Annotated in this window: 3 protein-coding genes; all 3 read left to right on the top strand. The window is 76.2% G+C overall.

Translation table 11 applies throughout. From position 1 onward, the window contains the following. Window positions 1-2879: non-ribosomal peptide synthetase (locus tag GCL84_RS19380; protein ID WP_156756936.1), on the top strand; the 2879-nt coding region annotated here is incomplete at its 5' end. Then, window positions 2876-11581, top strand: coding sequence for a non-ribosomal peptide synthetase (locus GCL84_RS19385; RefSeq protein WP_197523362.1), 8706 nt, complete (start codon window positions 2876-2878; stop codon window positions 11579-11581). The genes GCL84_RS19380 and GCL84_RS19385, both read left to right, overlap by 4 nt. Continuing rightward, complete coding sequence (locus GCL84_RS19390; RefSeq protein ID WP_156756938.1) at window positions 11578-25692, top strand: non-ribosomal peptide synthetase; 14115 nt, start codon at window positions 11578-11580, stop codon at window positions 25690-25692. Before GCL84_RS19385 ends, GCL84_RS19390 begins: the two co-directional genes overlap by 4 nt. Window positions 25693-25911 lie beyond the last annotated feature (219 nt).

Raw genomic sequence — 25911 nt, forward strand, 5'->3', positions numbered from 1 at the left:
ACGGGGCGGTCGTGGGTGTGCGGTTGGACCGGTCGGCGGCGCAGGTCGTGGCGATGCTGGCCGCGCAGCGGGTGGGGGCGGCCTACCTGCCGCTGGACCCGGACTACCCGGCCGAGCGCCTGGCGGCGATGGTCGAGGACGCGCGCCCCGCGTTCGTCGTCGACTCGCCGGACCTGCCGGTCGGCCCGCCGGTCACCGAGGTGCCCGCGGGGGACCGCGCGGCGTACATGATCTACACGTCCGGGTCCACGGGCAGGCCGAAGGGTGTGGTGGTCCCGCAGTCGGGCATTGTGAACCGGCTGTTGTGGATGCAGGCCGAGTACGGTTTGGTGCCGGGGGAGCGGGTGTTGCAGAAGACCCCGGCGAGTTTTGACGTGTCGGTGTGGGAGTTCTTCTGGCCGTTGGTCACGGGTGCCACGTTGGTGTTCGCGAAGCCGGGTGGGCACAAGGACCCGGCGTACTTGGCTGAGGTGATCGACCGGCAGCGGGTGAGCACTGTCCACTTCGTCCCGTCGATGTTGCGTGCGTTCTTGGCCGACTTCCGTCCGGTGTCGGGATTGCGGCGGGTGTTGTGCTCGGGCGAGGCGCTGCCGGTCGATCTGCGGGACGAGTTCTTCGCCAAGTGCGATGCGGAGCTGCACAACCTCTACGGCCCCACGGAGGCCTCGGTCGACGTCACCGCCATCCGGGTCGGGCGGACGGGCACGGTGCCGATCGGGCGGCCGGTCTGGAACACGCGGGTGCAGGTGCTCGACCAGTTCCTCCGGCCGGTGCCCGACGGCGTCACCGGTGAGCTGTACCTGGCGGGCCCCCAGCTCGCCTGGGGCTACCACGACCGGGCCGCGCTGACCGCGACCCGGTTCGTCGCCGACCCGTTCCGGCCGGGGCAGCGGCTCTACCGCACCGGCGACCTCGGCAGGCGCGTCGGCGGCGTCCTCGAGTACGCCGGCCGCGGCGACGACCAGGTCAAGCTGCGCGGCTTCCGGATCGAGCTGGGCGAGGTCGAGTCCGCGTTGTCCGCTGTGGACGGTGTGCGGCAGGCCGTCGTCACGGTCCGCGACGACCGGCTCATCGGCTACGTCGTCGGCGAGGTCGATCCTGAGTCGGTGCGCGCCGAGATCGCCGCCACCCGGCCGGAGCACCTGGTGCCCGCCGCGGTCGTGCTGCTCGACGCGGTGCCGCTGACCCCCAGCGGCAAGGCCGACCGCAAGGCGCTGCCCGCGCCCGACTTCGCCGCCAAGGTCGGCGACCGGGCGGCGGGGACCGACACCGAGGCCGTGCTCGCCGAGCTGGTCGCGGCCGTGCTCGGCCTGCCCTCGGTCGGCGTCGACGACGACTTCTTCGTCCTCGGCGGCGACAGCATCGTGGCCATCCAGCTCGTCGGCCGCGCCCGCGCCGCCGGGTGGCGGATCACCCCGCGCGAGGTCTTCGAGCGGCGCACGGTCGCCGGGATCGCGCTGGTCGCCGTCCCGGACACCGACGCGGGCGCGGAGGCCCCCGGCGCCGCGCTCGGCGGGCTGCCGCTGACCCCGGTCATGCGGGACCTGCTGGCCAGGGGCGGCCCGGTCGCGCGCGTGGCGCAGTCACAGCTCCTCGTCGCCCCGCCCGACCTGGACGAATCCCGGCTGATCGCCGCCGTGCAGGCGCTGCTCGACACCCACGGGATGCTCCGCGCCCGGCTGACCGGCGGGCTCACCGGCGATGCGCTCGACGTGCCGCCGCCTGGTTCGCTGGACGCCGCGCGGGTCGTGTCCCGCGCCGACGACCCGGCGGGCCAGGCGCGCACCGCGTTGGGGCAGCTCGACCCCGCCACGGGCCAGTTGGTGCGGGTGGTGTGGTCGCCGCGGCGGGTGCTGCTGGTCGTGCACCACCTCGCCGTGGACGGGGTGTCGTGGCACGTGCTCGTCGACGACCTCGTCACCGCCTACGCCGGGGGCGCCCCGATGCCCGAGCGCACGTCGTTCCGCCGGTGGGCGCTCGGCCTGGCCGGGGCCGACCGCCGGTCCGAGGCGGCCACCTGGTCGTGGCTGGCGGGCGCGTCCGGCGCGGTCGTGTCGTCCCGGGCCCTCGACCCGGGCCGCGACACCGCGGGCACCGGCCGCGACCTGGTCACCACGCTGCCCGCGGCGCTGACCGGGCCGCTGCTGACCACCGTGCCGGAGCTGTTCCACGCGGGCGTGCACGACGTGCTGCTCGCGGGCATGGCGCTGGCCGTCGCCGCGGTGCGCGGCCCCGGCCCGTGGGTGGTCGACGTCGAGGGCCACGGGCGCGAGGACGCCGCCGTGCCCGGGGCCGACCTGTCCCGCACCGTCGGCTGGTTCACCACCGTCTACCCGGTCAGCCTCGACCTCGGCGGGGTCGACGTCGCCGACGCGCTGGCGGGCGGGCCCGCCGCGGGCGCGGCCGTCAAGCGGGTCAAGGAGCACCTGCGGTCCGCGCCGGACAACGGGCTCGGCCACGGCGTGCTGCGCCACCTCGACCCCGGCGCGGGCGCGCCCGCCGGGCCCGCGCGCGACGTGCTGGTCAACTACCTGGGCCGGGCGGGCTCGGCCGGGGACGGTCCGTGGTCGCCCGCCGCCGAGGCCGCCGGGCTCGGCGGCGCCGTCGACCCGGACCTGCCGATCTCGCACGCCGCGCAGGTCAACGCCGTCTCGGTGGACGGTCCGGACGGACCGGTGCTGACCGCGACCTGGTCGTGGGGCGCGGAGGTCGCCGACGAGTGGCGGGTGCGCGCGCTCGCCGACGCGTGGACCACCGCGCTCACCGCCCTGGTCCGCCTCGCCGACGGCGGCACCGGCGGCCACACGCCGTCGGACCTGACCCTGGACGACCTGTCCCAAGACGAGCTCGATGAGTTCGAGTCGGAGTGGATCTCGTGAACACGCGCAAGTCCGGACTGGAAGACGTCCTGCCCCTGTCGCCGTTGCAGCAGGGCCTGCTGTTCCACAGCGAGTTCGCGGGCGGGGCGGGCGGCGACGGCGCGCCCGACCCGTACCTGGTGCAGTTCGCCCTGGAACTGGACGGCGCGCTCGACCCGGCCCGGCTGCGCGCCTCGGCGCAGGCGCTGGTCGACCGGCACACGACGCTGCGCGCGTGCTTCCGCCGCCGCAAGAGCGGGGAACTGGTCGCGCCCGTCCCGGTGTCGGTCGCGCTGCCGTGGCGCGAGGTCGACACCGACCCGGGCGGGTGGGACGCGCTGCTCGCCGAGGACCGGCTCACCGGCTTCGACGCGGCGACGCCGCCGCTGCTGCGGATGCTGCTGGCCCGGGTCGCCCCGGACCGGCACCGGCTGCTGATCACCTTCCACCACGCGCTGCTCGACGGCTGGTCGCTGCCGCTGGTGGCGCGCGAACTGTTCACCCTCTACGGCGCGGACGCCAGCCCGCACGCCCTGCCCGCCGTGCGCCCGTACAAGGACTACCTGAACTGGTTGCGCGGCAAGGACACCGAGGCCGCGAAGCAGGCCTGGGCCGAGTCGCTGTCCGGGGTCGCCGAGCCCACGCTGCTGGCCCCCGGCGCGGACCCGGCCGGGTCCGCCGAGCAACAGCGGGTCGAGCTGCCCGACGGGCTCGCCGCCGCCATCGCCGACACCGCCCGCACGGTCGGCGTCACCGTGAACACCGTCGTGCAGACGGCCTGGGCGCTGCTGCTGGCCCGCTCGCTGGGCCGCGACGACGTCGTGTTCGGCTCGACGGTGTCCGGCCGCCCGCCGGAGCTGGCCGGGGTGGACTCGATGGTCGGGCTGTTCATCAACACCATCCCGGTGCGGGTCGCGCTGCGCCCGGCCGAGCCGGTCGGGGCCCTGCTGCGCCGGGTGCAGTCCGAGCAGGCCAGGGTGATGGACCACCAGCACCTGGGCCTGGCCGACATCCAGCGCGTGGTCGGGATCGGCGAGCTGTTCGACACGCTGACCGTCGTGGAGACCTACCACGTCGACACCGACGCGCTGGCCGCCGCCGAGGGGGCCAGCGGCCTCAAGGTCGCCACCGGTCAGACCCACGACGCCACCCACTACCCGGCCACCCTCGTGGTGACCGGCGGCGCGGTCCCGGAGCTGCTGCTGAAGTTCCGGCCGGGCCTGGTCGACCCGGACGTGCTCGGCGCCCGGCTGGCCCGCGTGCTCGCCGCGCTCACCGGCGACCACGACACCCTGACCGCCACCGTCTCCATCCTGTCCGAAGTGGAGCGCCGGGACGCGCTGGCCGTGGTCGCCGCGCCCGAGCGGGCGGCGCGCACGATCCCCGAGCTGTTCGCCGACCACGCTTTCCCGGACGCCACCGCGCTCGTCTGCGGCGACGAACGGCTGACCTACGCCCAGCTCGACGAGCGCTCGTCCGCGCTCGCGGGCGCGCTGGCCGAGCGCGGCGCCGGGCCGGGCACGGTGGTGGCCATCGGGCTCCCGCGCGGCACGGAGCTGGTCGTGGCCGTGCTCGCCGTGCTCAAGGCGGGTGCGGCGTACCTGCCGCTGGACCCGGGCTACCCGAAGGCGCGGCTGGAGTTCATGCTCGCCGACGCCCGGCCCGCGCTCCTGGTCACCGACGACCCGGGCGCCTTCGACAGCGCCGTTCCGGCGGTCGCGCCCGGTGCCGTCGGACAGCCGCAGGCGCCCGACCTGAGCCCGGACCACCCGGCGTACATCATCTACACCTCCGGCTCCACCGGCACGCCCAAGGGTGTCGTCGTGCCGCACCGCAACGTCAGCAGGCTGCTGTCGGCCACCGACCACTGGTTCGGCTTCGGCGCGGGCGACGTGTGGACGCTGTTCCACTCCTACGCCTTCGACTTCTCCGTCTGGGAGCTGTGGGGCGCGCTGCTGCGCGGCGGCACGCTCGTCGTCGTCGACCACGCCACCACCCGCTCCCCGGAGGCGTTCCTGGAGCTGCTGGCCCGTGAGCGCGTCACCGTCCTCAACCAGACGCCCTCGGCGTTCCGCCAGCTCGACGCCGTCGACGCCGCCCGGGGCGGGGTCGACCTGGCGCTGCGCACGGTGGTGTTCGGCGGCGAGGCGCTGGACCCGCGCACGCTCGCGGGCTGGTTCACCCGCCACCCGGAGGACTCGCCGCGCCTGGTGAACATGTACGGCATCACCGAGACGACCGTGCACGTCACCCACCACCCGGTCACCGCCGCTGAGACGGCGCACGGCGCGTCGGGCGTCGGCGTGCCCATCCCGGACCTGCGCGTGCACGTCCTCGACTCCGGCCTCCAGCCCGCCGCGCCCGGCGTGGTCGGTGAGATGTACGTCGGTGGCGCGGGCCTGGCGCACGGCTACCTGGGCCGCCCGGGGCTGACCGCGACCCGGTTCGTGGCCGACCCGTTCACCGGCGGGCGCCTGTACCGCACCGGCGACCTCGCGCGCCGGGGCGCCGATGGGACGCTCGAGTACCTGGGCCGCGCCGACGACCAGGTCAAGGTGCGCGGGTTCCGGATCGAGCCCGGCGAGGTCGAGGCGGCGCTGACCGCCCAGCCCGGCGTCGGCGAGGCCGTCGTCGTCGCCCGCACCGACCAGCCCGGCCTCACCCGCCTCGTCGGCTACGTGACCGGGGCGGTCGACGGGGCCCAGGTGCGCGCCGCCGTCGCCGCCGACCTGCCCGAGCACCTGGTGCCCTCGGCCGTCGTCGTGCTCGACCGCATCCCGTTGACGGCCAACGGCAAGACCGACCGCGAGGCCCTGCCCGCCCCCGACTTCGCGGGCCTGACCACCCGGCGCGCCCCCGAGACGCCCGCCGAGACGGCCGTCGCCGCGCTGATGGCCGAGGTGCTGGGCCTGCCGGGCGTCGGCGTGGACGACGACTTCTTCGCCCTGGGCGGCGACAGCATCATCGCCATCCAGCTCGTGGCCCGCGCCCGCGCCGAGGGCGTGGCGATCACCCCGAGGCTGGTCTTCGAGCACCGCACGGTCGCCCGCATCGCCGAGGCCGCCACCCCGGCGGCCGAGCCGGCCCCCGCGACCGAGGACGACAACGGGACCCTGCCGCTGACCCCGATCATGCGCGAGCTGCTCGGCCGGGGCGGGCCGGTCGACCGGGTCGCGCAGGGCAGGCTGCTCATCGCCCCGCCCGACCTCACCGAGGCGGCGTTCACCGCCGCCATCCAGTCCCTTGTGGACTCACACGGGATGCTGCGCGCCCGGCTCGTCGGCGACGCGCTCGAGGTCCGCCCGCGGGTGCGGGCCTCGGTCCGCGTCTCCGACGGCGAGGTGGCCGTCGAGGCCGCCCGCGCCTACGGCGAGCTGGACCCGGCCGCCGGGGAGGTCCTGCGCGCGGTCTGGTTCCCGGCGCGGCAGCGGGTGCTGCTGGTGATCCACCACCTCGCCGTCGACGGCGTCTCCTGGCGCGTCATCAGCGACGACCTGGCCAACGGGCCCGGCGCGGCCACCACGTCCTTCCGCCGGTGGGCGCGCGGACTGTCCGAACTGGACCGCTCGGCGGAAGCGCGGTACTGGGCCGCCGCGACGGACCCCGACGCGCGCGTTCCCGTGCCCGGCCGCGACACCGTCGCCACCGTCCGCACGGTCCGGGTGTCCGTGCCGGAACCGGTCGCGGGCAGGCTGCTGGGCCCGGTCGCCGCCGCCTACCGCGCGGGCGCGGAGGACGTGCTGATGACCGCCATGGCGCTGGCCGTGGCCCGGGTGACCGGTCGCACCGCACCCGTGCTCGGCCGCGAGGGGCACGGCCGGGTCGAGGACGCCGTCCCCGGCGTCGACCTGTCCCGCACCGTGGGCTGGTTCACCGCCGTGCACCCCGTCCGCCTCGACCTCGGCGGCCTCGACCTCGACGACCCCGGGGCCGCGCTCAAGCGCGTCAAGCAGGCGCTGCGCGAGGTCCCCGGCGACGGCCTCGGCCACGGCCTGCTCGGCGCCCCGGGCAAGCCGGAGATCCTGGTCAACTACCTGGGCCGGTTCACCGGCGGCGCGGACGGCCGCCCCTGGACCGGCGCGCCGGAGTCGGCCGCCCTCGGCGGCGACGCCGATCCCGGCCTCACCGTGGGGCACGCGATCGAGGTCAACGCCGTCGCGGGCGCGGACGGGCTCAGCGCCGTGTTCGCCTTCCCGGCCGCGCTCGTCGGCGAGGACGAGGTCACCGCGCTGGCCGACGCGTGGGTGGCGGCCCTGCACGCCCTGGACGGGCAGGGCGCCACCGGCCGCACCCCGTCCGACTTCCCGCTCGCCGCGCTCACCCAGGACGACACCGACGCGCTGCTCACCGCCGTCCCCGACCTGGTCGACGTGTGGACGCCGACACCGTTGCAGGAGGGCCTGGCGTTCCTGTCCTCCTACGACGAGACCGGACCCGACGCCTACAACGTCCAGTTCGCCTGCGAGCTGCGCGGGACCGTCGACACCGCCCGCCTGCGCGCCGCCGCGCAGGCCGTCCTCGACCGCAACGACGCCCTGCGCGTGTCCGTCGGCTCCCGGCTCGACGGCGACCCGGTGCTCGTCGTGCCCGCCTCCGTGCCCGTGCCGTGGCGCGAGGTCGCGATCGCCGAGGACCGGTGGTCGGAGCTGGTGGCCGAGGACCGGGCCACCCGGTTCGACGTGAGCGCGGGCCCGCTGCTGCGGTTCCTCGTCGCCCGCACCGGCCCGGACCGCGTGCGGCTGCTGGTGAGCTACCACCACCTGCTGCTCGACGGCTGGTCCACGCCGCTGCTGGTCCGCGAGCTGTTCGAGACCTACGCGGGCGCCGCCCCCCGGACCCGCCCGTTCCGCGACTTCCTGCACTGGCTGTCGCGGCAGGACGCCGACGCCGGGGCCGCCGCGTGGGCGCGGGCCCTCGACGGCGTCGCCGAACCGTCCCTGGTCGGCCGCTCGGGCGGGGCGGTCGGCGCACCGCCCGAGCGCGTGGACATCGACCTGCCCGCCGGGCTCGCCGAGGCCGCCCGCGCCCGCGCGGTCACCCTCAACACCCTCGTGCAGACGGCCTGGGGCCTGGCGCTGGCCCGCGGTCTCGGCCGCGCCGATGTCGTGTTCGGCGCGACAGTGTCCGGCAGGCCGCCGGAGCTGCCCGGCGTCGACACGGTGCTGGGCCTGTTCATCAACACCCTGCCGGTGCGGGTGCGCCTGGACGCGGGGGAGACCGTCGCCGACCTGCTCACCCGCGTGCAGGCCGAGCAGGCCAGGGTGCTCGACCACCAGCACACCGGGCTCGCCGGCATCCAGCGCGCGGTCGGGCTGGGGGAGCTGTTCGACACGCTGACCGTCGTCGAGAGCTTCCCGATCGACACCGCCGCCCTCGACCGCGCCGAGACCGCCGCCGGGTTCGCCGTGTCCGGGGTGACCGGCGCGGACGCCACCCACTACCCGCTGACGCTCACCGTCACGGCGGGGGAGCGGGTCAGCGCGTGGCTCGACGTGCGCGCGGACCTGCTGGCCGAGGGCGACGCGCGGCGCTGGGCCCACCGGTTCACCGCCGCGCTGGCCGCCTTGGCCGCCGACCCGGGGGCCCGGGTCGGCGACCTCGACCTGCTCGACGAGGCCGAGCGGTTCCTGGTCCTCGACGAGGCCGGGACGCCCGCGCCGCGGGCCGCGCCACCGGTGCTGGAGGTGTTCGCCGAGCAGGTGGCGGCCCAGCCCGACGCGCTCGCGGTCGTCGGCGGCGAGGAGTCGCTGACCTTCGCCGAGCTGGACCGGCGCTCGTCCGCGCTCGCGGGCCTGCTGGCCGGGCGCGGGGTCGGGCCGGGGTCGGTGGTCGCGCTGGCGCTGCCGTCCTCGGCGGGCCTGGTCGCGGCGGTCCTGGGCGTGTGGAAGGCGGGGGCCGCGTTCGTCGTCCTCGACCCCGAGTACCCGGCCGCCCGGCTGGCGGGGATGCTCGCCGACGCCGGGCCCGCGCTCGCGCTGGCCATCGCCGCGACCGCCACCGTGCCCGCCGGGGTGGCGACGGTCCTGCTCGACGAGGTCGACCTGGCCGCCGTCGAGCCGCTGTCCGCCCGCCCGGCCGGTGGCGTCGCGTACGTGGTGTTCACCTCCGGGTCCACCGGCAGGCCCAAGGGCGTGCTCGCCACGCACGCGGGCCTGTCCGCGCTGCTGGCCTCGCACCGGGCGTCGGTGATGACCGAGCGGACCCGCGTGCTCAACACCGCGTCGTTCTCGTTCGACGCCGCGCTCGACCCCCTGCTGTGGATGGTCGCCGGGCACGAGCTGCACCTGTCGGTCGACACCGCCGCGATCGTCGGCCACGTCCGCGACCACCGGATCGGCTACCTCGACGCCGCCCCGTCGCTGCTGGCCCGGCTCGTCGACGACGGGCTCCTCGACGGCGAGCACCGGCCCGCCGTCGTGGGCACCGGTGGCGAGGCGGTCAGCCCCGCGCTGTGGTCCGCGCTGGCCGACTCCGGCGTGACCGCGCACAACTTCTACGGCCCGAGCGAGACCACAGTGGACGCCACGGTGGGGCGGGTCGAGCCGGGTCGGGTCGTCATCGGCCGCCCGGTCGCGGGCACCCTCGCCCGCGTCCTCGGGCCCGGCCTGGAGCTGCTGGCCCCCGGCGTCGTGGGCGAGCTGTACCTGGGCGGGGCCGGCGTGGCCCTGGGCTACCTGGGCGACCCGGCCCTGACCGCGCGCAAGTTCGTCGCCGACCCGCACGGCCCGGGCAGGCTCTACCGCACCGGCGACCGGGCGCGCTGGCGTTCCGATGGCGTGCTGGAATTCGTTGGCCGGGCCGACGACCAGGTCAAGGTGCGCGGCTTCCGGGTCGAGCCGGGCGAGGTCGAGGCCGCGTTCGCCGGGCTGGTCGCGCGCGCCGTGGTCGTGCTGCGCGAGAACCGCCTGGTCGCCTACGTGACCGGCGCGGCGGTCGACGAGGACCGGTTGCGCGCGCACGCCGCCGAGGTCCTGCCCGACCACATGGTCCCGGCGGCCGTCGTCGGGCTCGAGGCGTTCCCCGAGACGCCCAGCGGCAAGGTCGACCGGGCCGCCCTGCCCGCGCCGGACTTCGCCGCGCTGGTCGGCGCCCGCGCACCCGCGACCCCGGTCGAACGGGAGCTGGCCGGGCTGATGGCCTCGGTCCTCGGCCTGCCCGAGGTGGGCGCGGACGACGACTTCTTCGCCCTGGGCGGCGACAGCATCGTCTCCATCCAGCTCGTCTCCCGGGCCCGCGCGGCGGGGTTGCGGTTCAGCCCGCGCGAGGTGTTCGAGCAGCGCACCGTCGCCGCGCTGGCGCTGGTCGCCCAGGTCGACGAGCCGGAGCAGGCGGTCGACGACGACGGCTCCGGTGTCGTCCCGCTGACCCCGGTCATGCGCGACCTGGTCGACCGGGGCGGCCCGCTCACCCGCTACGCCCAGACCCAGGTCCTCACCGCCCCACCGGGCCTGACCGACGAACACCTGGTCGCCGCCGTGCAGGCGCTGCTCGACGCGCACGCCGTGCTGCGCGCCCGGCTCACCGACGCCGGGCTGGAGATCGGACCGCCCGGCTCGGTCGACGCCGCGTCGGTCGTGCGCGCGGCCGGGTCGGTCGACGAGCTGCTGGACGAGCTGGACCCGCGCACCGGCGACGTCCTGCGCGTCGGTCGCCTCGGCGGCAAGGTCGTCCTCGCCGCGCACCACCTGGTGGTCGACGGCGTGTCCTGGCGCGTCCTCGTGCCCGACCTGGTCGCCGCGCACGCGGCCGTCGCCGAGGGCCGCGCGCCCGACCTCGCCCCGGTCGGCACGTCCTTCCGCCGCTGGGCCGAGGGGTTGACCGCCAAGGCCTCCGACGTGTCCGAACTGGACCACTGGGCCGCCGTCGTCGCCGAGCCGGAGCCGGTGTTCCCGCCGCTGGACCCCGCGCGGGACACGGTGTCGACGCTGGCCCGGATCACCACGACCATCCCGGCGGAGGTGGCCGAGCCGCTGCTCGGCCCGGTGCCGCGGCTCTTCCACGCCGAGGTCGAGGACGTGCTGCTCACCGGTTTCGCGCTGGGGCTGGCCCGCTGGACGAAGCGGCGCGGCGGGCAGCGCACGTCCGTCGTGGTCGACCTCGAGTCGCACGGCCGCGACGAGGACGCCGTCGCGGGCGCGGACCTGCACCGCACCGTCGGCTGGTTCACCGCGGTGTTCCCCGTCCGCCTCGACCTGGCCGGCGTCGACGTCGCCGACGCGCTCGACGGCGGCCCGGGGGCGGGCACCGCGCTCAAGGCCGTCAAGGAGCAGCGCCGCGCCGTGCCGGGGGAGGGGCTGGGCTTCGGCCTGCTGCGCCACCTCAACCCCGAGACCGGCCCGCGCCTGGCCGGGGAGCGCCAGTTCCTGTTCAACTACCTCGGCCGCCTCGACACCGGCCGCGCCGGGTCCGCGGTGTGGGGCCCGGACCCGGAGCACCCCGGCATCGGCGGTGGCGACCACCCCGACCGGCCCGCCGAGCACGCCGTCCAGCTCGACGTGCACGCCGCCGACGGGGAGTTCACCGCCGCGTGGACCTTCCCGACCGGTGTCCTCGCCGAGCACGAGGCGCGTGACCTCGCGGTCGCGTTCGGGGCCGCGCTGCGCGCGGTCGCCGAGCACGGCGCGGAGTCCGGCGCGGGCGGGCTCACCCCGTCCGACCTGCTCGCCCCCGGCCTCGGCCAGGCCCAGATCGACGCGTTCGAGTCCCAGTGGAGGACCCAGTGAGCACCAACGGCCTGCAGGACATCTGGCCGCTCGCGCCGATGCAGGAGGGCATGTTCTTCCTCGCCGGGTTCGACGAGTCCGAAGTGGACATCTACACCGTGCAGTCGGTCCTGCACATCGAGGGCCCGTTGGACACCGACCTGCTGCGCGAGTCGGCAGGCGCGCTGCTGCGCAGGCACCCCAACCTGCGCGCCGCCTTCACCAGCCAGGGCGTCGACCGGGCGGTGCAGCTCATCCCCGTGCGCGTCCGGCTGCCGTGGACCGAGCTCGACCTCACCGACGACCCGCAGCGGTGGGAGCAGGTCGTCGCCGAGGACCGGGCGACCCGCTTCGACCTGGCCCAGCCGCCGCTGCTGCGGTTCCTGGTCGCGCGCACCGGCCCCGACCGGCACCTCCTGCTGGTCACCAACCACCACATCCTGCTTGACGGCTGGTCGACCCCGCTGTTCATGGCCGAGCTGTTCGCGGTCTACGGCGCGCGCGGCGACACCTCCGGTCTGCCGCGCGTGCGCCCGTACCGCGACTACCTGGCCTGGCTCGCCCGCCAGGACCGCGACGCCGCCGAGGCGCGCTGGGCCGAGGCGCTCGACGGGGTCACCGAGCCGACCTTGCTCGGTCCGGCGGGCGCGGCCAACGCCGGGTCGCCGACCGAGCGGGTTCCCGTCGCGCTGCCCGGGGAGCTGACCGCCCGGGTCATGGAGCTGGCCCGCGACCTGCGGGTCACCGCCAACACCGTCCTGCAGGCCGCGTGGGGCCTGGTCCTGGCCCGCCGCCTGGGCCGCGACGACGTGGTGTTCGGCGCGACCGTGTCCGGGCGGCCCGCCGACCTGCCCGGCGCGGAGTCGATGATCGGGCTGTTCATCAACACCGTCGCGGTCCGGGTCCGGCTCGAGGCCGCCGAGACCGTCGCCGACCTGCTCACGCGAGTGCAGGCCGAGCAGGCCAGGCTCATGGACGACCAGCACGTGCCGCTCTCGGCCGTGCGCAAGCGGACCGGGCTGGCCGAGCTGTTCGACACCATCGCCGTGTTCGAGAGCTACCCGGTCGACGTCGAGGCCCTGGGCGAGGCCGAGCGCGGCGCGGGCGTCCGCGTGCTCGAGGCGACCGGGGTCGACGACACCAACTACCCCGTCACCCTGACCGCCGAGGCCGCCGACGGGCTGACCGCGTGGCTCGACCACCGGCCCGACGTGATCCCCGCCGACGTCGCCGCCGCGCTCGCCGACCAGCTCGCCCGGGCGCTCGCCGCGTTCGCCGACCGCCCGCGCCGCCCGGTCCGCGAGATCGACCTGCTCCCAGACCGCGACGCCGTCCTCGCCCTGGGGCGCGGTCCCGTCGTCGAGGCCCCGGGCTGTGTGCTGGACGTCCTCGCTGAGCGGGACCCGGCCTCGGTCGCCGTGGACGGTCTGACCCACGGCGAGCTGGACGCGCGCGCGAACGCGCTGGCCGCCTGGCTCGTCGACCAGGGGGTCGGCCCGGAGCGCGCGGTCGCCGTGGCGCTGCCCCGGTCGGCCGAGGTGGTCGTGGCGATGGTGGCCGTGTGGAAGGCGGGCGGGGTGTTCGTGCCCGTGGACGCGGCCTACCCGGCCGAGCGCATCGCACTGCTGCTCGACGACGCCTCCCCGGCCGTCGTGCTCACCACGTCGCAGTGGGCCGACCGCTTCGACCACCCGGTCACCGCCCTGGACACCCTCGACCTGCCCGCCGCCGAGGGGGTCGACCGCCCGCGCGGCGCCGCGTACGCCATCTACACCTCCGGCTCCACCGGCACGCCCAAGGGCGTCCTGGTCGACCACCCGGCGCTGGCCAACCTGCTCGCCGCGCACCGCGCGTCGGTCATGCCCGCCGAGCGGACCCGGGTCGCGCACGCCGCGTCCTTCGCCTTCGACGCCGCCCTCGACCCCGTGCTGTGGATGATCGCCGGGCACGAGCTGCGCATCGTCCCCGCCGAGGCCATGGGCGACCCGGCCGCGCTGATCGCTTTCGCGCGCGAGCACCGGATCGGGTACCTCGACCTCGCCCCGTCACTGCTGGCGAGGCTGGTCGCCGAGGGACTGCTCGACGGCGGCCCGTCGATCATCGGCACCGGCGGCGAGGCTGTCGGCGCCGCCCTGTGGGAGCGCCTGACCGGCGTGACCGCCTACAACTTCTACGGCCCCACAGAGACCACTGTGGACGCTGTGTTCGCGCGGATCGCGGGCGACGGGCCGGTCATCGGCTCGCCGGTCGCCAACTCGGCCGTGTACGTGCTCGACCGCGCGCTCGGGCTCGTCGGCCCGGGTGTCGTGGGTGAGCTGTACGTGTCGGGCGCCGGTCTGGCGCGCGGCTACCTGGGCGCGCCCTCGGCCACCGCTCAGCGGTTCGTCGCCGACCCGTTCGGCGGCGGGCGGATGTACCGCACCGGGGACCTGGTCCGCTGGGGGGCCGATGGGCGGCTGGAGTTCGTCGGCCGCGCCGACGAGCAGGTCAAGATCCGCGGCTTCCGGGTGGAGCCGGGCGAGGTCGAGGCCGCGCTGTCGCGGCACGCCGACGAGGCCGTGGTCGTGGTCCGCGAGAACCGGCTGATCGGGTACGTGACCGGTGCCCGCGACGCCGACCCGCGGGCCCGGCTCGCCGACGTCCTGCCAGAGCACCTGGTGCCCGCCGCCGTCGTGGTGCTCGACGAGCTGCCGACGCTGCCCACCGGCAAGGTCGACCGGGCCGCGCTGCCCGCCCCCGACTTCGCCGCGCTGACCGGCGACCGCGCGGCGGCCAACCCCACCGAGTCCGCGCTCGCCGCGATCATGGCCGAGGTGCTGGGCCTGCCGTCCGTGGGCGCCGACGACGACTTCTTCGCCCTGGGCGGCGACAGCATCGTCTCGATCCAACTCGTGTCCCGCGCCCGCGCCGAAGGTCTCAAGCTCAGCCCGCGCGACGTCTTCGAGCGCCGCACCGTCGCGGGCCTGGCCGCCGTCGCCCAGCGGGCCGTGCGGGTCGAGCAGACGGACGGCACCGGTCTCGTGCCGCTGACCCCGGTCATGCGCGAGCTGGTCGACAGCGGTGCGCCGCTGAAGCGCTACGCCCAGGTCCAGGTCGTGCCCGTGCCCGCGGGCACGCGGCTCGACCACCTGACCACGGCCGTCCAAGCGCTGCTCGACACGCACGACCTGTTGCGCGCCAAGCTCACCGACGACGGCCTGCTCGTCGGACCGCGCGGCAGCGTCAAGGCCGCCGTCCGCGCGGGGGAACTCGACGTCGACGCCGTGCTGGACGAACTCGACCCGCGCGCGGGCGACATGCTGCGCGTGGTCCTCGCGGGCGACCGCGTCGTGCTGGCCGCACACCACCTGGTCGTCGACGGCGTCTCCTGGCGCATCCTGCTGCCCGACCTCGAAGCCGCGTACACCGCTGCCGCACAGGGGAAGGAGCCCGAACTCGCCCCGGTCGGCACCTCGTTCCGGCAGTGGGCGACCGGGCTGGTGGACAAGGCGCGCGACACCGCCGAACTCGAGTTCTGGGAGTCGACCACCGGCCCGCGGGTCGGCGCGCGCCCGCTCGACCCGCGCACCGACACCCTCGCCAACGCCCGCACGCTGCGCCTGACCCTGCCCGACGCCGACCCGGTGCTCACCGACGTCCCCGCCCGGTTCCGCACCGACGTCGACACCGTGCTGCTCGCCGGGCTCGCCACCGCCTTCGCCCGCACCGGCGCGCCCGCCGTCGTCGTCGACCGCGAGGGCCACGGCCGCGACGAGGACGCCGTGCCCGGCGCGGACCTGCACCGCACGGTCGGCTGGTTCACCGCGGTCCACCCCGTCCGCCTCGACGGCGGCGCCGACCCGGCCGCGACGCTCAAGCGCGTCAAGGAACAGCTCAAGGCGGTCCCCGGCTCCGGCATCGGGCACGGCCTGCTGCGCCACCTCAACCCCGACACCGCGCCCCTGCTCGGCAAGGGCCAGGTCCTGGTGAACTACCTCGGCCGGTTCGCGGGCGGCGACACCCCCGAGCCGTGGCGGCCCGTCGAGATCGGCGGCGGCGCGGACGGCGACATGCCGCTGGAGCACCCCCTCCAGATCGACGCCACCGCAGTGGACGGCGCCCTCGCCGTCGACTTCACCTGGCCAGACGGCGTGCTCACCGAGGACGAGGTGCGCGCGCTCGCGGGCCACTGGTTCCGCGCGCTCACCGCCCTCGCCGACGCGCCCGGCGGCCGCACCCCGTCCGACGTGCTCGCCCCGGTCGACCAGCGCGCGGTCGACGCGCTCGACGCGCCCGAACTGGTCGACCTGTGGCCGCTCACGCCGTTGCAGGAGGGGCTGCTGCACCTGTCCGGCCTCGACGCCGAGGGACCCGACGTCTACACCGTCCACACCGAACTCCACCTCGACGGCCCGGTGTCCGCCGAGCGGCTGCGCGCCGCCGCCGACGCCCTGCTCGAGCGCCACCCCAACCTGCGCGCGTGCTTCCGCGCCACCGAGTCCGGGAGCATGGTCCAGGTCGTCCTCGACGGCGTCCGCGCGCCGTGGAGCCAGCACGGCGCGGACGAGGACTGGGCCCGGGTCGTCGCCGACGACGCCGCGACCCGGTTCGACCCCGCCGTCGCGCCGCTGATCCGCTTCCGGCTCGGCGCGCTGCCCGACGGCGGCCACCGGCTGCTGATCACCAACCACCACGCCCTGCTGGACGGCTGGTCCACGCCACTGCTCGGCGGCGAACTCCTTGCCCTGTACGGCAACGCGGACCTTCCCCGTCCACCTGCCTTCCGCGACTACCTGGTCTGGCTCGCCGCCCAGGACCGGGACGCCGGCCGCGCGGCGTGGCGCACCGCCCTCGCCGGGGCGGAGCCGAGCCTGATCGCCCCCGGGGCCGCGGCGACGACCGCCGTGCGCCCTTCGACGCTCACCGTGACCACGCCCGCGGGTGTCGTCGACGCCGCGCGGTCGCTGGGCGTCACCCCCAACACCCTGGTCCAGTTGGCCTGGGGGCTCGTGCTCGGCACCGCGTTGGGCCGCGACGACGTGGTGTTCGGCGCGACCGTGTCCGGCCGCCCCGCCGACCTGCCCGGCGCGGAGTCGATGATCGGCCTGTTCATCAACACCGTCGCCGTCCGCGTCCGGCTCGACCCCGCCACCGCGCTGGCCGAGGCCGCGCGCGCCGTGCAGGCCGAGCAGGCCGCCCTGCTGGAGCACCAGCACATCGGCCTCGCCGAGGCGGGCGCGGGCGAGCTGTTCGACACCCTGACCGTGTTCGAGAGCTACCCCGTCGACACCGACGCCCTCGCCGCCTCCGAGACCGCGGCGGGCCTGCGCGTCACCGGCGTGGGCGGGACCGACGCCACCGACTACCCGGTCACGCTGACCGCCGAGGTCGACGACGAGTTGCGCCTCACCCTGGACCACCGCCCCGACGCCCTCGACGCCGCCACGGCCCAAGACCTCGCCGACCGCCTGACCCGCGCGCTGGCCGCCCTGGTCGAGCGCCCCGGGACCCGGCTCGGCGCACTGGACCTGCTCACTGACACCGAGCGCGCCCAGGGCTCCCTGGCCGGGCCCGCCCTGACCGTTGCCGAGGCCAGCGTCCTCGACGTCTTCGCCGACACCGTCGCGCGCACGCCGTCCGCCACCGCCGTCGTCGGACCGGACGCCACCCTCACCTTCGCCGAGCTCGACGACCGCGCCCACCGGGTGGCCACCCTGCTCGCGGCCCGGGGGGTGCGCCCGGGGGACGTGGTGGCCCTGCCGCTGCCCGCCTCGGCGGACCTGGTCGCCGCCATGCTCGGCGTGTGGCTGGCGGGCGCGGCGTTCGTCGTCGTCGACCCCGCCTACCCGGCCGCCCGCCGCGAGGCGATGTTGACCGACGCCGCACCCGTCGCCGTGCTCGACGACCTGCCGGACCTGTCGGGCCTGCCGCCGCGCGCCGAGGTCCCCGGGGCGGGCGCGGTCGCCTACGTGCTGTTCACCTCCGGCTCGACCGGGCGCCCCAAGGGGGTCGTCGTCGGACACGCGGGGTTGGTGAACCTGTTGGCCGCCCACCGGTCCGCCGTGATGACCGAGCCCACCGCCGTGCTGGTGACGGCGTCGTTCTCCTTCGACGCCGCGATGGACCCGCTGCTGTGGATGCTGGCGGGCCACGCGCTGCACGTCGGCGTCGAGCCCACGGCCGTGGTCGAGCACGTGCGCGCCCACCGCGTCGGCTACCTCGACGCCGCGCCCGCCCTGCTCGCCGCGCTGGTCGAGGACGGCCTGCTCGACGGCGACCACCGGCCCGCCGTGGTCGGCACCGGCGGCGAGGCCGTCGGCCCCGCGCTGTGGGACCGGCTCGCCGCCGCGCCCGGGGTCGCCGCGTACAACTTCTACGGCCCCACCGAGGCCACGGTGGACGCCGTCGTGGCCCGCGTCGAGCCCGGCCAGGTCGTCATCGGACGCCCGGTGGCCAACACCCGCGCGCACGTCCTCGACCGGGCGCTGCGGCCGGTCCCGGCCGGTGTCGTGGGCGAGCTGCACCTGGGCGGCCCCGGTGTCGCGCACGGCTACCTGGGCAGGCCCGGGGAGACCGCTCGCCGGTTCATCGCCGACCCGTTCCGGGCGGGCGAGCGCCTCTACCGCACCGGCGACCTGGTCCGGGCGCTGCCGGACGGCCGCCTGGTGTTCCTGGGGCGCGCCGACGACCAGCTCACGGTGCGCGGCTTCCGGATCGAGCCGGGCGAGGTCGCCGCGGCGCTGGTCCACCCCGAGGTCTCCGCCGTCCACGTCACCGCCCGCGACGGCCGCCTGGTCGCCTACACCGTCGGCGGCGACCCGGTCGTGCTGCGCGCGCACGCGGCCACCCGCCTGCCCGCGCACCTGGTGCCCGACGCCGTGGTGGTCGTCCCCGCGCTCCCGCTCACCCCGGCCGGCAAGGTCGACACCGCCGCCCTGCCCGCGCCCGAGTTCGCCACGGCGGCGGGCCGGATCGCCCGCACCCCGCTGGAGGACCTGGTCACGACCGTGGTCGGCGAAGTCCTCGGCGTCCCCGACGCGGGCCCGGACGACGACTTCTTCGCCCTCGGCGGGCACTCGCTGCTGGCCACCCGGCTCGTCGCCCGGCTGCGCGCCGCGCTCAGCGTCGACCTGCCGCTGCGGGCGGTCTTCACCGCCCGCACCCCCGCCGCCATCGCCGCCGCGCTCACCCCGGCGGGCGACCGGCCCGCGCCGCGCCCCTACCCGCGCCCGCAGCGGCCGCCGCTGTCGCACGCCCAGCGCAGGCTGTGGTTCCTGTACCGGATGGAGGGGCCGAGCGCGACCAACAACATCCCGTTCGTCGCCCGGCTCTCCGGACCGGTCGACACCGCCGCGCTGCGCACCGCGCTGGCCGACGTCGCCGCCCGGCACGAGAGCCTGCGCACCGTCTTCGGCGAGCACGACGGCACCCCGTACCAGGACGTCCTGGCGCCGTGCCCGGTCGAGTTGGTCGAGGAGGCCATCGAGGCGTCCACAGTGGACGAGCGGGTCGCCTCGGCGGCGGAGCACGCCTTCGACCTGGCCGCCGAGATCCCCGTCCGCGCGTGGCTGTTCCGCCTCGGCGCCGACGAGTCGGTGATCACGCTGCTGGTGCACCACATCGCGGTCGACGAGTGGTCGACCGGCCCGCTGCTCGGCGACCTCGCGACCGCCTACGCCGCCCGGCTGGCCGGTCGGAGTCCTGAATGGACCCCACTGCCGGTGCAGTACGCCGACTATGCCCTCTGGCAGCGCGACCTGCTCGGCGACGAGGACGACCCGGGGAGCCTCGCCGCCCGGCAGATCGCGCACTGGCGCGCCGCGCTCGCCGGGGTCCCGGACGAGATCGCCCTTCCCACCGACCGGCCTCGCCCGGCCACCGCCTCCCACCGGGGGGCGGAGGCGCGGTTCGCGATCGGCGAGGAGACCGGGGCGGCGCTGCGCGCGCTGGCCCGCGAGTCCGGTGTCACGGTGTTCATGCTGGTCCAGGCCGCCGTCGCGGCGGTGCTGTCGCGGCTGGGGGCGGGGGAGGACATCCCGCTCGGCACCCCGGTCGCCGGGCGCGCCGACGCCGCGCTCGACGACCTCGTGGGCTTCTTCGTCAACACGCTCGTGCTGCGCGCCGACGTCTCCGGCGACCCGGCGTTCCGCGACCTGCTGGCCCGGGTCCGCGCGGTCGACCTGGCCGCCTACACCCACCAGGACGTGCCGTTCGAGCGGCTGGTCGAGGTGCTCAACCCGGCCCGCTCCGCCGCGCGCCACCCGCTGTTCCAGGTGATGGTCACCCACACCGCCGCCGACGACCGCGACCTCGGCCTGCCCGGGGCCACGACGGCCGCCGCCGACGTCGCGCTCACCACGGCGAAGTTCGACCTGTCGTTCGGGTTCTCCGACGCGCCGGGCTCACCGGCTCTCGCGGGCAGCGTCGAGTACGCCACCGACCTGTTCGACGCGGGCACCGTCGAATCGCTCGCCGAACGGCTCGTCCGCTTCCTCACCGCCGTCGCCGCCGACCCCGACCGCCGGATCAGCCGCGTCGACCTGCTCTCCGCCGCCGAGCGCGAACTGGTCCTGCGGACCTGGAACGACACGGCCGAACCCGAGGTCTCCCGCACGCTGCCCGAGTTGCTGGCCTCGGCGCCGTCGCGGCCCGACGACATCGCCGTGGTCGGCGGCGGGCGCAGGCTCACCTACCGCGAGCTCCACGACCACGTGCACCAGCTCGCCCACGCCCTGCGCGAGCAGGGCCTCGGGCCGGAGCGGGTCGTCGCGATCGGGCTGCCGCGCGGGCCGGAGATGGTCGTCGCGCTGCTGGCCGTGATCGTCGCGGGCGGCGCGTTCGTCCCGCTCGACCCGTCGTGGCCGCGGGAGCGCCGCGACGCCGTCCTGCGCGACTCCGGCGCGGTGCTGACCGCCACCGGCCCCGGGGGAGTGCCGGACGGCGTGCCAGTCGACCTCGCGGACTGGGCCTACGGCGACCGGCCGACCGACGCCCCGGTGTCGGCCGCGCTGGGCGCGCAGCTCGCCTACGTCATGTTCACCTCGGGCTCGACCGGCAAGCCCAAGGGCGCGATGATCCGGCACGAGGCCATCTGCGCGCGCATGGTCTGGCAGGCGGCGATGCTGGGCTTCGGCGGCCCGGGCGACGCGTCGCTGTTCAAGGCCCCGCTGTCGTTCGACATCTCCGTCAACGAGATCCTGCTGCCGCTGGTGACCGGTGGGCGGCTGGTGATCGCCGACCCCGGCGACGAGCGCGACCCCGCCCGGCTGCTGCGCCTGATCCGCGACGAGGGCGTCACCTTCGTCTACCTCCCCTCGTCCCTTGTGGACGCGCTGCTGGAACTGGCCGGGGGCACCGACGCGCTCGCAGGCCTCAAGCACGTCTGGTGCGGCGGCGAGGTGCTCACCCCCGCCCTGTTCGACCGGTTCCGCGCCGCCCTCGACACCACGATGTACCACGGCTACGGCCCAGCCGAGACGACCATCGGCGTCTCGCACGTGGTCTACCGCCACAACGCCGAGCGCATCGCCACCTCCATCGGCCGCCCCAACCCCAACACCCGGCTCCACGTCCTCGACGACCGCCTCAACCCGGTCCCACCCGGCGCGACCGGCGAGCTGTACGTGGGCGGCTACCTGCTCGGCCGCGGCTACGCGGGCGCCCCGGCGCTGACCGCGTCGCGGTTCGTCGCCGACCCGTTCGGCCCGGCCGGGTCGCGCCTCTACCGGACCGGCGACCTGGTGCGCTGGGCCGGGGACGGCACCCTGGACTTCGCGGGCCGCGCCGACAACCAGGTCAAGATCCGCGGCATGCGGCTGGAACTGGAGGAGGTCGAGGCCGCGCTGCTGCGCCACGCGGGTGTCCGCGCCGCCGTCGCCTCGGTCCGCAAGACCCCCGGCGGCGCCGCTTACCTCGCGGCGCACGTGGTGTCGACCGGTGGGCCGCTCGACCCGGCCGACGTGCTCGCCTTCGCCAGGACGATCCTGCCCGACTACATGGTCCCGACCGCGGCGGCCGTGCTCGACGCGCTGCCGATGACCACCAACGGCAAGGTCGACCGGCGCGCGCTGCCCGACCCGCTGCCCGACACCGGCGGCCGCGCCCCCGCCACCCCCGCCGAGCAGGTCGTCGCCGACGTGTTCGCCGAGCTGCTCGGGGTGGCCGAGGTCGGCGCGGACGCCGACTTCTTCGCCCTCGGCGGGCACTCGCTGCTGGCCACCCGCCTGGTCAGCCGCGTCCGCGCCGCGCTGCACGTCGAACTCGGCGTGCGCGACGTGTTCGAGGCGCCCACGGTGGCGGGCATCGCCACCCGGCTCACCGCGGGCGGCACCCGCCCGGTGCTCGAACGCGTGGACAGGCCCGAGCACCTGCCGCTGTCGTCCGCGCAGCGGCGGCTGTGGTTCCTCTACCGGATGGAGGGGCCGAGCCCGACCTACACGATCCCCTTCATCACCGAGCACCCCGCGCTCGACGCCGACGCGCTGCGCTCGGCGCTGCGGGACGTGGTCGACCGGCACGAGAGCCTGCGCACCGTGTTCCCCGAGCGCGACGGGCAGCCGACCCAGGTCGTGCTCCCCGACCCCGACGTGCGGTTGGACGTGGCGGAGCTGACCGCCGACGCGGTCGCCACCGCCGCCGAGCACGGGTTCGACCTCGCCACCGAGATCCCCGTGCGCGGCTGGCTGCTGCGCGGCGACGACCGCGTCGTGCTCGTCCTCGCCGTGCACCACATCGCGGCCGACGAGTGGTCCACCGGCCCGCTCCTGGGCGACCTGGCCACCGCCTACGCCGCCCGGCTCGAGGGCCGCGCGCCCGCCTGGGAGCCGCTGGCCGTCCAGTACGCCGACTACGCCCTGTGGCACGAGCGCCTTCTCGGCGACGAGTCCGACCCGGACAGCCTCGCCGCCCGCCAGCTCGCGCACTGGCGGCAACGGCTGGCCGGGCTGCCCGAGGAACTGGCCCTCCCGGTCGACCGGCCCCGCCCGGCGACCCCGTCGCACCGCGGCGGCGAGGTCGGGTTCACCGTCGAGGCAGGCGCCGCGCTGGCGCTCAAGGCCGCGGCGCGGGAGCAGGGCGCGACCTTGTTCATGGCCGTGCACGCCGCCGTCGCCGCGCTGCTGACCCGGCTCGGCGCGGGCGAGGACATCCCGCTGGGCACCCCCATCGCGGGCCGGGGCGAGCTGGCACTGGACAACCTCGTCGGCCTGTTCCTCAACACCCTCGTCCTGCGCGCCGACACCTCCGGCGACCCGACCTACGCCGAGCTGCTGCGCCGCGTCCGCTCGGTCGACCTGGCCGCCTACGCCAACCAGGACATCCCGTTCGAGCGGCTCGTCGAGGTGCTCAACCCCACCCGCGCCCTGGCCAGGCACCCGCTGTTCCAGACCCTGGTCGTCGTCCACGACGCGGAGGAGGGCGACCAGGGGGCGCCGGGGCAGGCCCAGGACGCGCCGGTCACGACCGCCCGGTTCGACCTGACGTTCACCGTCACCGAGCTGCCCGGCGGCGCCGGTCTCGCGGGGACGGTGGAGTACTCGTCCGACCTGTTCGACGAGTCCACCGCCGCGACCCTGGCGGCCCGGTTCACCCGCCTGCTCACCGCCGTGGCCACCGCCCCGCAGGCCCCCATCAGCACCGCCGACCTGCTCTCCGCCGACGAGCGCCACAACGTCCTCGTCGGCTGGAACGCCCCGGCCGCGCCCCGTCTCCCGCGCACCGTCCCGGAACTGATCACCGCGCAGGCGGCGGCGACCCCGGACGCGGTCGCGCTCGTCGACCTCGCGCGCTCGCTGACCTACCGGGAGCTGGACGCGCGGTCGGCATCCCTCGCCGGGTGGCTGGCCGCCCGGGGCGCCCGACCGGGCGCGACCGTCGCACTGGCGCTGCCGCGCTCGGTGGACATGGTCGTGGCGGTGGTGGCCGTGCTGCGCACCGGGGCGGCGTACCTCCCGCTGGACCCGGACTTCCCGGCCGACCGGGTGGAGTTCATGGTCGCCGACGCCCAGCCCGTCATCACGATCACCCCCGAGCTCAGCACCGACCCGGCTCCACCGTCGCCCGCCCCGGCGTCGGCGCCGCCCGACCCGGACAGCCCCGCGTACGTCATCTACACCTCCGGCTCCACCGGCCGCCCCAAGGGCGTCGTGGTCCCGCACGCGGCGCTGGCCAACTTCACCGAGGCCATGGCCGACCTGCTCGACCTCGGCCCCGGCCACCGGCTGCTCGCGGTCACCACGCTGTCGTTCGACATCGCCGTGCTGGAACTGCTGGTCCCGCTGACCAGGGGCGCCACCGTGCGCGTCGCCGCCCGCGCCGAGGTCCTCGACCCCAGGGCGCTGGCCACGGCCATCGACGCGGGCTGGGGCGGCACCGTCCAGGCCACCCCGACGCTGTGGCAGGCGATCGTCGACACCGGCGTCTCACTCGCGGAGACGACAGTCCTGGTCGGCGGTGAGGCCCTCCCCGGGCCGCTCGCCGCCGCGCTCGCCTCGCGGGCCAAGCGCGTGCACAACATGTACGGCCCCACCGAGACCACGGTCTGGTCGACCACCGCCCCGGTCACCGACGACCGCCCGCTCATCGGCGCCCCGATCCGCGACACCCGCGCGTACGTGCTCGACCACCGGCTCTCGCCCGTCCCGCCCGGCGTCGCGGGGGAGCTGTACCTGGCGGGCGGCGGCGTCGCCGACCGCTACCACGCCCGCCCCGGGCTGACCGCCGCCCGGTTCGTCGCCGACCCGTTCGGCCCGCCCGGCACCCGCGCGTACCGCACGGGTGACCTGGCCCGCAGGCGCGCCGACGGCGGCCTGGAGTACCTGGGCCGGGTCGACGACCAGGTCAAGGTCCGCGGCTTCCGCATCGAGCTGGGCGAGGTCGAGTCCGCGCTGTCGGGCGCCGCGGGGGTCGGCCGCGCCGTGGTCGCCGTCCGCGGCGACCGCCTGATCGGCTACGTCGTCCCCGAGCCGGGCGCCGCCCCCGACCCGGTCGAGGCCCGCGCCGCCGCGGCCCTGACCCTGCCCGAGTACATGCTCCCGGCGGCCGTCGTCGTCCTCCCCGAGTTCCCCCGCACCGCCAACGGCAAGGTCGACCGCCGCGCCCTCCCCGACCCCGACTTCACCACCCTCACCGGCCACCGCGACCCCGCCACCCCCACCGAGGCCGCCGCCTGCGCCCTGATGGCCCAGGTCCTCGGCCTGCCCTCGGTCGGCGCCGACGACGACTTCTTCACCCTGGGCGGCCACTCCCTCCTCCTGGTCCGCCTGGGCGCCGCCGTCGAACACCGCTTCGGCGCCCCCATCCCCATCACCGCCCTGTTCAGCGCCACCACCCCCGCCGCCCTGGCCCGGCTCGTCGAGGGCGCGCGCCCCGCGGGCGGCGTCCTGGACCCCGTGGTCCCCCTGCGCGGGGAAGGCACGGCCGCACCGGTCTTCTTCCTCCACCCCGCCAGCGGCCTGGCCTGGCAGTTCGCCCCCCTCAAGGCCCACCTCCCCGCGGACATCCCCCTCTACGGCCTGCAGAGCCCCCTCCTGTCCGGCTCCCCCGTCGGCACCGACCTCACCGCCCTGGCCACCCGCTACGCCGACGAGATCACCCGCGTCCACCCCCACGGCCCCTACCGCCTGGTGGGCTGGTCCTTCGGCGGCAACGCGGCCTTCCTGGTCGCCCACGAACTCCGCCGCCGCGGCCACGAGGTCACCCTGCTGGCCCTGCTCGACGCCCGCCAGTTCGACCCCACCCGCGACGAGATCCCCGCCGACCGACCCGCGGCCATCGCGGCCCTGCTGACGGACTTGGGCTACACCGTCCCCGAGGGGGAGCCGACCCTCGACGACGCCGTGCGCGTCGTGCGCGAACGCGGCGACATCATGTCCGGCTTCGACGCGGACACGGTGGCCGCCGTCGTGGAGAGCTACCTCGCCAGCCAGCACATGCTCGCCACCGCCGCGTACCCGCACTACGACGGCGACGTGCTGGTGGTGGACGCGATGGTGGCGGAGGCGGGCTTCGAGGACGGCCACGCGCCAGCGTCCGATGAGTGGCGGCCGGTGGTCGGTGGTTCGGTGACCGCGATTCCGTTGGCGTGCAAGCACTCCCAGGTGTTGTCCGGCCAGTGGGTCGAACGTGTGGGCCGCTTGCTCTCGGAGGTGCTGTAGCGGTCAGGACAAGACCATCCGGCCCGAGGGCCCCCGAGACCAAAGTCGCTCGGCGGCGCCGGCAATCCCCGGTGCTCGAACCGGACTTGGCAACGCCCCGGTCGTCGCAGGCTGGTCCACCACGACCAGCAGCGTCCCGCCATGCCACCAGGCCTGGTGACCACAACTCCCTGATCAGGGGCCGCGAAAAGGTGACGGGGTCCCCAGGCCCGGATGGCA

The sequence above is a fragment of the Actinokineospora pegani genome (assembly GCF_009745975.1).
GTDB classification, from domain to species: domain Bacteria; phylum Actinomycetota; class Actinomycetes; order Mycobacteriales; family Pseudonocardiaceae; genus Actinokineospora; species Actinokineospora pegani.